Origin of the sequence: Streptomyces drozdowiczii (assembly GCF_026167665.1) — a bacterium.
Taxonomy (GTDB): domain Bacteria; phylum Actinomycetota; class Actinomycetes; order Streptomycetales; family Streptomycetaceae; genus Streptomyces; species Streptomyces drozdowiczii_A.
In genome coordinates, this window is record NZ_CP098740.1 from 3,052,392 (window position 1) to 3,063,907 (window position 11,516).

Annotated in this window: 12 protein-coding genes and 1 pseudogene; 10 read left to right on the top strand and 3 right to left on the bottom strand. The window is 72.4% G+C overall.

What is annotated here, in order from left to right; translation table 11 throughout:
• Positions 1-30: 30 nt before the first annotated feature.
• Complete coding sequence (locus tag NEH16_RS13715) at positions 31-1,560, bottom strand: MFS transporter (RefSeq protein ID WP_265542435.1); 1,530 nt, start codon at positions 1,558-1,560, stop codon at positions 31-33.
• Between the two features lie 39 nt (positions 1,561-1,599).
• Between NEH16_RS13715 and NEH16_RS13720 the strand changes: the two genes are divergently transcribed.
• Positions 1,600-1,989 (top strand): winged helix-turn-helix transcriptional regulator, encoded by a 390-nt coding sequence (locus NEH16_RS13720; protein ID WP_199879027.1) that lies wholly within the window; start codon positions 1,600-1,602, stop codon positions 1,987-1,989.
• A 4-nt stretch (positions 1,990-1,993) separates the two neighbouring features.
• Here the strand turns inward: NEH16_RS13720 and NEH16_RS13725 are convergent, their stop codons facing one another.
• The gene (locus NEH16_RS13725; RefSeq protein ID WP_265542437.1) at positions 1,994-2,959 is read right to left on the bottom strand and encodes an EamA family transporter; all 966 of its coding nucleotides are present in this window, start codon (positions 2,957-2,959) and stop codon (positions 1,994-1,996) included.
• Between the two features lie 250 nt (positions 2,960-3,209).
• Between NEH16_RS13725 and NEH16_RS13730 the strand changes: the two genes are divergently transcribed.
• The 8 genes and pseudogenes from NEH16_RS13730 (at position 3,210) to NEH16_RS13765 (ending at position 10,496) form a co-directional block, all read left to right on the top strand.
• Complete coding sequence (locus NEH16_RS13730) at positions 3,210-4,655, top strand: sensor histidine kinase (RefSeq protein ID WP_265542439.1); 1,446 nt, start codon at positions 3,210-3,212, stop codon at positions 4,653-4,655.
• Positions 4,652-5,089 carry a roadblock/LC7 domain-containing protein gene (locus NEH16_RS13735; RefSeq protein ID WP_073964626.1) on the top strand — a complete coding sequence of 146 codons (438 nt, stop codon included), beginning with the start codon at positions 4,652-4,654 and terminating at the stop codon, positions 5,087-5,089. Before NEH16_RS13730 ends, NEH16_RS13735 begins: the two co-directional genes overlap by 4 nt.
• Positions 5,086-5,367, top strand: a pseudogene (locus tag NEH16_RS13740) (DUF742 domain-containing protein); the annotation flags it as partial. The gene NEH16_RS13735 and the pseudogene NEH16_RS13740, both read left to right, overlap by 4 nt.
• A 57-nt stretch (positions 5,368-5,424) precedes the next feature.
• Entirely contained in the window at positions 5,425-6,072 is a 648-nt protein-coding gene (locus tag NEH16_RS13745) for a GTP-binding protein (protein WP_265547185.1), read from the top strand.
• Positions 6,069-7,304 carry a cytochrome P450 gene (locus tag NEH16_RS13750; protein ID WP_073964629.1) on the top strand — a complete coding sequence of 412 codons (1,236 nt, stop codon included), beginning with the start codon at positions 6,069-6,071 and terminating at the stop codon, positions 7,302-7,304. Before NEH16_RS13745 ends, NEH16_RS13750 begins: the two co-directional genes overlap by 4 nt.
• Positions 7,301-8,533: a cytochrome P450 family protein gene (locus NEH16_RS13755; protein ID WP_265542443.1), complete on the top strand. Its 1,233-nt coding sequence runs from the start codon at positions 7,301-7,303 to the stop codon at positions 8,531-8,533. The genes NEH16_RS13750 and NEH16_RS13755 overlap by 4 nt, the downstream gene beginning before the upstream one ends.
• 117 nt (positions 8,534-8,650) lie before the next feature.
• A complete protein-coding gene (gene serC, locus NEH16_RS13760) occupies positions 8,651-9,769 on the top strand; it encodes a phosphoserine transaminase (protein ID WP_265542445.1) in 1,119 nt (372 codons plus the stop codon).
• A 109-nt stretch (positions 9,770-9,878) separates the two neighbouring features.
• Positions 9,879-10,496 (top strand): Uma2 family endonuclease, encoded by a 618-nt coding sequence (locus tag NEH16_RS13765; RefSeq protein WP_265542448.1) that lies wholly within the window; start codon positions 9,879-9,881, stop codon positions 10,494-10,496.
• A 4-nt stretch (positions 10,497-10,500) separates the two neighbouring features.
• Here NEH16_RS13765 and NEH16_RS13770 read toward each other — a convergent pair whose 3' ends face one another.
• A complete protein-coding gene (locus tag NEH16_RS13770) occupies positions 10,501-10,995 on the bottom strand; it encodes a GNAT family N-acetyltransferase (RefSeq protein WP_265542451.1) in 495 nt (164 codons plus the stop codon).
• Positions 10,996-11,077: 82 nt separating this feature from the next.
• Between NEH16_RS13770 and NEH16_RS13775 the strand changes: the two genes are divergently transcribed.
• Positions 11,078-11,473, top strand: coding sequence for a PPOX class F420-dependent oxidoreductase (locus NEH16_RS13775; RefSeq protein ID WP_073964634.1), 396 nt, complete (start codon positions 11,078-11,080; stop codon positions 11,471-11,473).
• Positions 11,474-11,516: the final 43 nt, after the last annotated feature.

The window sequence follows — 11,516 nt, forward strand, 5'->3', positions numbered from 1 at the left end:
TGGGCCCATGATGCCGGGCGGGCCTTCCGCTCAGCGAGCGGGCTGGCGGGGTGCCTTCACCTCCGGCACCGACACCGACTCCGCCTCCCGGGAGGCGGCCCGCGGCGCAGCCGCGTTCCGCAGCAGCGTCGCCGCGAGCACCAGCGCTACGGTGACGAGCCCCGCGCCCACGCGGAAGGCGAGCTGGTAGCCGGAGGTGAGCGCCGAGGCGGGGGGCGCGCCGTCGCCGGTCAGGGCCTCGGTGTGCGAGGTGGCGAGGGTGCTGAGGACGGCGAGGCCGAAGGCGCTGCCGATCTGCTGCATGGTGTTGAACATGCCGGAGGCGATGCCCGAGTCCTCCGGCGTCGCCCCGGACATCGCGAGCGTGGCGAGCGACGGCATGGCGAGGCCGAAGCCGATGCCCAGCGGCAGCAGCGCCGGGAGGACGTCCGCCGCGTAACTCCCGTCCGCCGGTACGCGCCCCAGCACCGCGAGCCCCGCCGCGATGAGCGCGAGCCCCGGCAGCAGGACCGTGCGCGGGCCGAAGCGGGCGATCAGCGAGGGCGCGAGGCCGAGGGACAGGGCGCCGATGGCGACGGAGACCGGGGAGAGGCCGAGCCCGGTGCGGATCTCGTCGTATCCGAGCACCTTCTGCACGTACAGCACGCACAGGAACTGGAAGCTGAACATCCCGGCCACCATCAGCGCCTGGATCCCCATCGCCCCCGCGACCACCCGCGACCGGAACACGCGCAGCGGAAGCAGCGGGTGGGCCGCCCTCGCCTGACGCACCACAAAGCCGAGCAGCAGGGCGAGGGCGGCGGCGCCGAGGCCCAGCGTGTGCGCCGAGGCCCAGCCGTGCGCGGCGGTCCCGACGATCGTGTAGACGCCGAGCATCAGCGCGGAGGTGACCAGGAGCGCGCCCGCGGCGTCGGCGCCCCGGCCCAGCCCCGACCCGCGTTCGGGCGCGAGGACGCGTCCGGCGGCGAGCACGGCGACGGCGCCGATCGGCACGTTGATGACGAAGATCCAGTGCCAGCTGAGGGCCTGCGTGAGGACGCCGCCCGCGAGGAGGCCCAGCGAGCCTCCGGCGGACTGGACGAAGCTGTAGACGCCGATCGCCTTCGCCCGCTCCCTGGCCTCGGGGAACAGCGTCACCACCATGCCGAGCGTCCCGGCCGAGGTCACCGCGCCGCCGACGCCCTGGACGAAGCGGGAGGCGAGCAGCGTCGCGGGGTCCTGCGCGAGTCCGCACAGCAGGGACGCCGCCGTGAAGAGGGCGAGCCCGGCGACGAAGACGCGCTTGCGTCCGACGAGGTCGCCGAGGCGGCCGGAGAGCAGCAGCAGGCCGCCGAAGGGGACGAGGTAGATGTTGACCACCCAGGCCAGGGCGGACGGCGAGAAGCCGAGGTCGCGCTGGACGGCGGGGAGCGCCACATTGACGACGGTCCCGTCGAGGATGACCATCAGCTGCCCCGCGCAGAGGACGGCGAGGGCGCGCCAACGCGAGTGCGGGGCGGCTGTTTCGGTTCGCGACACGGCGACTACCTCCAAAGGTGCACGTCTTGTTACAGACCTCATCCTCTGTAACCATCGGCCGTGGCGTAAGGAGGCACTTTCATGTCACGCAGTCACACCGATGTGTCCGACCAGGTCATCAGCGAGGCGTGCCCGCTCACCGAGGTCCTGGACCGGGTGGCGGGCAAGTGGAGCATCGGGATTCTGGTCGCGGCGGCGCACGGGCCGGTCCGGTTCACCGAGCTGGAGCGGACCATCGCGGGCATCAGCCGCCGCATGCTGACCCTGAACCTGCGCAAGCTGGAGCGCGACGGGCTGCTGATCCGGACCGTGTATCCGACGGTGCCGCCCAAGGTGGAGTACAGCCTCACGCCGATGGCCCGCGAGCTGCACGCGACGCTCACCGGGCTCGTCGGCTGGGCGGAGCGCCACCGGGCGGACATCACGGCGGCCCGCGCCGCGTTCGACGCGGGCGCCGCGGCGGCGTCCTGACCGGCTACCCCTTCGCGACCTTCCGCACCTGGCTCCGCACCGCCCCCATGCTCGCCCCGATGACCAGCGCGATCGCGAGGGCGTCCGTCAGGGACAGGGCCTGGTGGAGGATGAGGAATCCGGCCATGGCGGCGATCGCCGGTTCCAGACTCATCAGGATGGCGAAGGTGGGCGCGGGCAGGCGGCGCAGCGCGATGAGTTCCAGGGTGTACGGGAGTACGGAACTGAGCAGCGCGACGGCCGCGCCGAGCCCGAGTGTCGTGGGGACGACGAGCTTGGAGCCGGCGTCCATGATGCCGAGGGGCAGCGAGAGGAGCGCGGCGACCACCATCGCCAGGGCCAGGCCGTCGGCCTGGGGGAAGCGGCGGCCGGTGCGGGCGCTGAAGACGATGTACGCCGCCCACATCGCCCCGGCCCCCAGCGCGAAGGCGGCGCCCACCGGGTCGAGCCGGTCGAAGCCACCGCCGCTCAGCAGGACGACGCCGCCGAGGGCGAGGGCCGCCCAGACGACGTTGACCAGGCGGCGCGAGGCGATCACGGACAGGGCGAGCGGGCCGAGCACTTCGAGGGTGACGGCGGCGCCGAGCGGGATGCGGTCGGCGGCCTGGTAGAACAGCGTGTTCATGCCGCCCATGGCGATGCCGAAGGCGATCACGGTGCCCCAGTCGGCCCGCGAGTGGCCGCGCAGTTTCGGGCGGCAGACGACGAGCAGGACGAGCGCGGCGGCGGCCAGCCGCAGGGTGACGACCCCGAGCGCCCCGGCCCGGGGCATCAGCAGCACCGCGATGGCGGCGCCGAACTGCACGGACAGCCCGCCCGCGACGACCAGCGCGACCGGGGCGAGCGCGGCCCGCCGCCCGCCGGGCCGCTCCGGACCGCCGAGCGTCGGCGAGACGACCGCCTCCGGCACGGCGACGGCGGCGGCTGCGGCCGGTTCTGCGGCGGCGGCGGTGGTGGGCCGGTCATTCACTGGGGGCCTGTCCTTCTGGGTCCTGAATCATGCGGTATTTCCACTCCCCCAGGCTAACGGTCAGAAATTGACAAGTTGAAATCAGAAACAGAACAGTTTTCACCACAAGTTCTTCCCAACCCGTTCCCCAATTCTCATATAGTGACGGGGACTTACTCCTGAATCAGCTGTTCCAGTTGTCCCGCTTGTCTCCGGTGCCACGCTCGTCCGAACCGCCCCGTCCGCCGCCGTCCGCCCCAAGGACTCCGCTTTGCGCCCCTCTACCCGGCCGACCGCACTGGCCCTTCCGGTCACGGCCGCCCTCACCGCTGCCCTGAGCGTGTGGGCGACCTTCGCCGCTCCCGCATCGGCCAGGACCGCGGTGGCCTGGGGCTCCGGCGCGGCCGCCGTACTCCTCGTGGCCGCCGTCACCACCGCCGTCCACGCCCGGGCCACGGTGCGCCGGCTCCGCGAGACGCACGCCGCCGAGAGCGCCCGGTTCACGGCGGAGGTCTCGCGCATGGTCTCGGCCTCTGCGGCCGAGGCCCAGAAGTTCACCGCGGAGAACGCCCGCGTCAAGGCGGCCGCCGCCGCCGGGACGGCGAAGGCCAAGGAGGAGGCCGAGGCCGCCGCCGCCCGCCTCACCGCCGAGAACGCCCGGCTGAAGGCCCGCGCCTCGCGCGCCGAGACCGAGCGCTCCGCCGCCCTCACCGCCTGCGCCAACGCGGCCGGCCGGATGCAGGCCCTCGCCACGAGCATGCTCGCCGACCTCCGCGAGATGGAGCACCGGCACACCTCCGAGGACGTCCTCGCCGACCTCCTCCACCTCGACCACCGCACCGCCCAGGCCGGCCGCCTCGCCGACTCCATCGCCGTGCTCACCGGCGCCCGCTCCGGCCGGCGCTGGGCCAAGCCCATCGTCATGGAGTCCGTGCTGCGCGGCGCGATGGGCCGGATCAGCGGCTACCAGCGCGTCCGGCTCCACTCCACCAGCGACGTCGCCGTCGCCGGTCACGCCGCCGAGGGCGTCATGCACGCCCTCGCCGAACTCCTCGACAACGCCGCGAACTTCTCGCCGCCCACCGCCGAGGTCCATGTGTACGTGGAGGAGGTCCCGGCCGGGATCGTCGTCACCGTCGAGGACAGCGGCCTCGTCATGAGCGAGGTGCAGCTGCGCCGGGCGGAGCGCGCGGTCGCCGCCGAGGAGACCGACCTCACCGGCCTGACCGGCACCCGCCTCGGGCTCGCCGTCGTCGGCCGGCTGGCCCGCAAGCACGGCCTGACCGTCTCCTTCCGGCCCTCCGCGCGCGGCGGCACCGGGGCGCTGATGATGCTCCCGCAGGAGATCATCACCCGGACCACCGCGGTCCGGACCGCCCCCGAACCCGCCGCCGCGTCCGCCGAGCCCGAGCCCGTCCACACCCTGGGGACGGACCCCGCCGCCCGGCCCGCCGCCCCCGAGCCCATGCGCTCCGACTCCGCCTCGGACACCACCGGCAACCTCCCGAAGTTCGGCGAGAGCGGCCTGCCCAAGCGCTCGCGCGGGCGCACCCTGGCCGCCGCCGAGGCCAGGGCCCGGGCCACCGCCCCCGAGCCCGCCCGGGAGACCGGCACGGCGGACGACGCGCCCGACCCCAAGGCCCGGGCGGCCCGCTTCAGCAGCTTCCGCAACGCAGTACGGCCCGACTCCCCACCCCCGGAGGACAGCTCCCGATGACCGCGACCACCGACGAGAAGCTCAACTGGCTGCTGGAGGGGCTCCTCGAACGGACCCCCGGCGCCCGGCACGCCCTCGTGCTGTCGAGGGACGGCCTCAAGCTGTGCCGTACGCCGGAACTCTCCGTCGACCAGGCCGACCAGCTCGCCGCGATCTCCGCCGGCATCCAGAGCCTGTCCCACGGCGCGTCCGTGGAGTTCGGCAACGGCAACGGCGGCGTCCGCTCCGCCATGGCCGAGTTCTACGGCGGCATCCTGTTCATCGTGGAGGCGGGCGCCGGCGCCCACCTCGCGGTCGTCGCCGCCGAGAGCGCCGACGTGGGCCTCGTCGGCCACAACATGAGCGAGCTGGTCGAGCAGCTGGGCGAGCACCTGGTCGCCCCGCCGCGCGACCCCGTCGACGCGGTCGCCGCCGCCCGGGGCACGGCCGTATGACGCCCCGCCCCGGCCGGGACGACGCGCCGGACCGGCTGTACACCCTGACGGGCGGCCGCACCCGGTCCGACTCCGCCGCCTTCGACCTGGTCACGCTGGTCGTCGCCGAGTGCGAGCCGGCCCCCGGCATGCAGTCGGAGCACGTCGCGATCCTGCGGATGTGCGAACGGCCCACCGCGGTCGTGGAGATCGCCGCCGATCTCGACCTGCCCGTCAGCATCGTGCGCATCCTGCTCTGCGATCTGCTCGACACCGGCCGGATCAGCGCCCGCCATCCGCGTACCGCACGCGTATCGGACCGGCTTCCCGCCCCGACATCCTGGAACAGGTGCTCGTTGGACTCCGCAACCTCTGACCGCGCCGCCCTGAGAGCGACGGCCGACAACGGACTGAAGATAGTCGTGGTCGGCGGCTTCGGGGTCGGCAAGACCACCATGGTCCGATCCGTGAGCGAGATCCGTCCGCTCAACACGGAGGAGACGATGACCCGCGCGGGCGAGGCGGTCGACCACCTCGACGGCGTCGGGTCCAAGACGTCCACCACGGTCGCCTTCGACTTCGGCCGGATCAGCCTGGACGAACGCTCGGTGCTCTACCTGTTCGGCGCGCCCGGCCAGGAGCGCTTCTGGTTCCTGTGGGACCGGCTGTTCTCCGGCACCCTGGGCGCCGTCGTCCTCGTCGACACCCGGCGCCTGGCCGACTCCTGGTACGCGATCGACCGCCTCGAACACCACGGCACGCCGTTCATCGTCGCCTGCAACGACTTCGGCGGCCCGCTCCACACCGAGCAGCAGATCCGGGAAGCGCTCGACATCTCCCCGGACGTCCCGCTCGTGGAGTGCGACGCGCGCGACCGGTCCTCCAGCAAGTACGTGCTGATCACCCTGGTCGAGCATCTGCACCGGCTCTCGGCGGCCCGTACGGAGGAGGCCCCCGCGCCCGCCGAGGACACCCCCGCCCTGACCCCGGAGCCCACCCCGTGACCGAGTGCCCCCACGCGTCCGGTGCCGTGCCGCTGTACGGACCCCGCTTCCAGGGCGAACCGGCGGCGCTCTACCGGGAGCTGCGGCGCGACCACGGACCGGTCGCCCCGATCGTGCTGCCCGGTGACGTCCCGGCCTGGCTCGTCCTCGGCTACCGCGAGCTGCACCAGGTCACCGGGGACCCGGCCCTCTTCACCCGCGACTCGCAGCTGTGGAACCAGTGGGACGCGATCCCCGACGACTGGCCGCTGATGCCGATGATCAGCCGGGACCAGCCGTCGATCCTCTACACGGTCGGCGAGCGCCACGGCCGCCGGGCGGCCGTGATCTGCGAGGCGCTGGAGGCCACGAACCCCTTCGAACTCAAGAAGAGCACCGAGGAGTTCGCGGACGAACTGATCGACGCGTTCTGCGCGGCCGGTTCGACGGACCTCATCGCTGATTACGCGATGCTCCTCCCCGTACGCGTCCTGGCGAAGCTGTACGGCTTCTCGGACGACAAGGGCCCCGCCCTCGTCACCGCGATGAACGACATGATCAACGGCGGGCCCACCGCGCTGGCCGGCCAGCGGCACATCGCCGCCTCCGTCTACGCGCTGCTCGCCGACCGGCGCGCCGAGCCCGGGGACGACGTCGCCTCCCGGATGCTCGCCAACACCGCCGGGTTCACGGACGAGGACGTGGCCCGGGACCTCATGGTGATGATGGCGGCCGGGCACCAGCCGACCGCCGACTGGATCGGCAACTCGCTGCGCCTCATGCTCACCGACGACCGCTTCGCCGCCTCGCTCTCCGGCGGCCGGCACAGCGTCGGTGAGGCGATGAACGAGGTGCTGTGGGAGGACACCCCCAGCCAGAACATCGCCGGGCGCTGGGCCGCCCGCGACACGCACCTCGGCGGCCGCCACATCAAGGCCGGCGACCTGCTCGTCCTCTCCCTCGCCGGGGCCAACGCCGACCCCCAGGTCCGTACGGACGGCTCGACGCTCACCGGCGGCAACAACGCGTTCTTCTCCTTCAGCCACGGCGAGCACCGCTGCCCGTTCCCGGCGCAGGAGACCGCCGAGGTCATCGCCCGTACGGCCATCGAGGTCATCCTCGACCGGCTGCCCGACGTCGACCTCGCCGTCCCCGCCGAGCGGCTGACCCGGCGCCCCTCCCCCTGGCTGCGCGGCCTGACCGACCTACCCGTGACCTTCACGCCCACCCCGGCCCTTGGAGCTTCCAGATGACCGCGCCCGCCGAAGAAGCCACCGACCGCATCGTCCTCGACCCCTTCGTCACCGACCTCGCGGGCGAGAGCGCGCGGCTGCACGCGGCGGGCCCGCTCGCCCGGGTCGAGCTACCGGGCGGGGTGCCGGTCTACACCGTCACGCACTACGCGGAGGCGAAGGCGCTGCTCACCGACAGCCGCCTGGTCAAGGACATCAACGTGTGGGGCGCCTGGCAGCGCGGCGAGATCCCGCTCGACTGGCCGCTCATCGGCCTCGTCAACCCGGGCCGCACCATGCTCACCGCCGACGGCGCCGAGCACCGCCGGCTGCGCGGCCTGGTCGCGCAGGCGCTCACCGTGCGCCGGGTGGAGCGGCTGCGCGAGGGCATCGAGGCCCGTACGAAGGTGCTGCTCGACCGGCTGGAGGAGCACGCGGCGGGCGAAACGGTGGACCTGAAGGCGGAGTTCGCCTACCCGCTGCCGATGAACGTGATCAGCGAGCTGATGGGCATCGATTCGGCGGACCTGCCGCGGATGAAGGAACTGTTCGACAAGTTCTTCTCCAACCTGACGCCCCGCGCCGAGGTCCCGCAGATGATGGCGGACATCCACACCCTGTTCTCGCGCATCCTGGCCGAGAAGAAGGAGTCCCCCGGCGACGACCTGACCGGGGCGCTGCTCCTGGCGTCCGAGGACGGGGACCACCTCACCGACGACGAGATCCTCAACACCCTGAAGCTGATCATCGCGGCGGGCCACGAGACGACCATCAGCCTCATCGTGAACGCGGTGGTCGCGCTGGAGACCCACCCCGAGCAGCGGCGGGCGGTGCTGGCCGGCGAGGTGGGCTGGGACGGGGTGATCGAGGAGACGCTGCGCTGGTCGGCGCCGACCTCGCACATCCTGATCCGGTTCGCCACGGAGGACATCGAGGTGGGCGGCCGGGTGCTGCCGAAGGGCGAGGGCGTCATGACGTCGTTCGCGGCGATCGCGCACGACGAGGGGCAGTGGGGGGCGTCGGCCACGGAGTTCGACGCGACCCGCTCCCCGAACCGCCACATCTCCTTCGGGCACGGCCCGCACGTCTGCCCGGGGGCCGCGCTGTCCCGCCTGGAGGCGTCGGTGGCGCTGCCCGCGCTGTACGCCCGCTTCCCGGAGCTGTCCCTCGCCGTCCCGGCGTCCGAGCTGCGCAACAAGCCGATCGTCACGCAGAACGACCTGTACGAACTCCCGGTCACGCTGCGCTGACACCGTACGCACGGAGAAACGTACGGATGTTCCTCCGAGGACCACGAGTCGGACTCCCTGTCTCATCGGACGGACAGGGTGCGCAGCCCGCCGCACCGAGCGGCTACGCTCCGACTCGTGGCCGACATCCAGATTCCCGCTGACATCAAGCCCGCAGACGGGCGCTTCGGCGCCGGTCCCTCCAAGGTGCGGACCGAGGCGCTCGACGCGCTGGCCGCCACCGGCACGTCTCTGCTCGGTACGTCCCACCGCCAGGCCCCGGTGAAGAACCTGGTCGGCGCGGTGCGCGAGGGCGTACGCGACCTCTTCTCCCTCCCCGAGGGATACGAGGTGATCCTGGGCAACGGCGGCTCCACCGCCTTCTGGGACATCGCGACGCACGGTCTGATCGAGTCGAAGTCCCAGCACCTCAACTTCGGTGAGTTCTCCTCGAAGTTCGCGAAGGCCGCCAAGCTGGCGCCGTGGCTGGCGGACCCGACCGTCATCGCCTCCGACCCGGGCACCCACCCGGACCCGCGGGCCGAGGCGGGCGTCGACGTCTACGCCTTCACGCACAACGAGACCTCCACCGGTGTCGCCGCGCCGATCAAGCGCGTCGCGGGCGCCGACGAGGGCGCGCTCGTCCTGGTGGACGCCACCTCCGGCGCGGGCGGCCTCCCGGTCGACATCGCCGAGTCGGACGTCTACTACTTCGCCCCGCAGAAGTCCTTCGCCTCCGACGGCGGCCTCTGGATCGGCGTCTTCTCGCCGGCCGCCCTGGAGCGCGCGGCCCGCGTCCACGCCTCGGGCCGGCACATCCCCGAGTTCTTCTCGCTGCCGACGGCGATCGACAACTCGCTGAAGAACCAGACGTACAACACCCCGGCGCTCGCCACGCTCTTCCTGCTGAACGAGCAGCTGACGTGGATGAACACCCAGGGCGGCCTGGACTTCACGACCGGCCGCACGGCCGCCTCCTCCGGCCACCTGTACGGCTGGGCCGAGGAGTCCAAGTACGCGACCCCGTTCGTCACCGACCCGGCCAAGCGCTCCCAGGTCATCGGCACGATCGACTTCGCGGACGAGATCGACGCCTCCGCGATCGCCAAGGCCCTCCGCGCCAACGGCATCGTGGACACCGAGCCGTACCGCAAGCTCGGCCGCAACCAGCTCCGCGTGGCGATGTTCCCCGCGATCGACCCGTCGGACGTCCAGGCCCTGACGGCCTGCATCGACTACGTGATCGAGAAGCTGTAGCCCGTACGCCCCGGAACGGCCCTGCGCACCGCGAGGTGTGCGGGGCCGTTTCTGCTTCACTCGACCCTACGATGATGGTCTCGACACCAGCCGTCCTGGGAGACCCGCGATGTCCACAGCAGCCGTTGGCGCCGACGATGAGCGGGAACTGCTCAACACAGCGGACAGGATCTCGGAGCTGCATCCCGGCTACCGTGTCGAGATCATCGGGGGAGTGGTCACCGTGGCCCCGCTCCGGGACGGCCCGCACGCGAACGCCCTGACCACGATCATGATCGCGCTCTTCGAAGCCGGGCTCGGCGGCGAGGAGACGGAAGTCCTCCAAGGCATCGGCCTATGGCTGCCGGGCGGCCCCGAAGACTTCGCGGTCCCCGATCTCGCCCTGGTGGACGTGGACTTCGATGATCACCTGATCGAGTACAACTGCTACGACCCCGCCGTCTTCCGCCTCGTCCTGGAGGTCACCTCCAGCAACTACGCCAGCGACCTCCGGCACAAGGTCGCCGCGTACGCCGAGGCGAAGATCCCCGTCTACGTGATCCTCGACCGGAAGCACGAGCGCGTCCACGTCCTCACGGAACCGCTGGGCAGCTCGTACGACCGCCACGAGGTGTGCGCCCCCGGCCAGCAGGCGCCCCTGCCCGCGTCGATCGGCGCCGAGGTGAGCCTCGATGTCGCCGAACTGATCCAGGCGGGCCGCGCCAAGCCCCGTACGCCGGACGCCTGACGCGCTAGAGGCCCAGCCCCCACCGCTCCTCGCCGTCCTCCCACTCCCCCGTCCGCGTCAGACCCGCCCCGGCGGCCACCGCGGCCGACGCCGTGTGTTCGGGGTGGATGTGGGCGATCACGGTGCGCACGCCCGACTCACGCAGATGCGCGACCAGGCCCCGGGCCGCCTCCCCCGCGTAGCCCCGGCCCTGCCACGGGACGCCCACCACCCAGGCGATCTCGGCGCGGTCGCCGCGTACCGTCGCCTGCACGTACCCCACGAGGGCGTCGCCGGAGCGCAGCACCCAGTTCCACCACAGCTCGGCCGGATCCGGGGAGCCCGCCGTCTGCCGCATGTAGCGCGCCCGCAGCCCCTCCGGGGTCTCGGGGGCACCGCCCGTGAAGGCGTGCAGGGCCGGGTCGGCGAGGACGGCGGCCATCTCGGCCGCGTACTCCACCCGCAGGGGCAGCGCGTGCAGGCGGGGCGTGGCGAAGGGCTCGGGGGTGCGGGGGCTCATGGTCCGGGGACCTTACGCGAATCGGCGGCGGCGCGTCCGCTGCCCGGATGAGCCCCGGGCCGTACCGGCGGACCATGGAGGCATGGATACGATCCCGCAGCTCAGGCCCTTCGTGAAGCAGTACGCGGTCCTGCTGAGCACGCGGCGGCAGGACGGGACGCACGCCGACACCCCGGTCAACATCGCGGTCGAGGGCGACCACGCCTACATCCGGACGTTCTCCTCGGCGTGGAAGGTGGAACGCATGCGCAACCACCCGGTGGTGCGGATCGGCCCGTGCACCGTACGCGGCCACCCCACCGGCCCCCAGATCGAGGCCCACGCACGCCTCCTCCCGGCGGGCTCGAAGGAGAACACGCACGCGTCGCGGATGCTGTCCCGCAAGTACCCGGCGATGCAGGGCGTCCTCGTCCCGCTCACCCACCGGCTGAAACGGGACCGGACACTCCATTACGAGATCCGGCCCATGGATTCCTGAGTCAAGTCCCGCCCTGGGTAGGTAAGTTGGAGGAGCTGCCGGC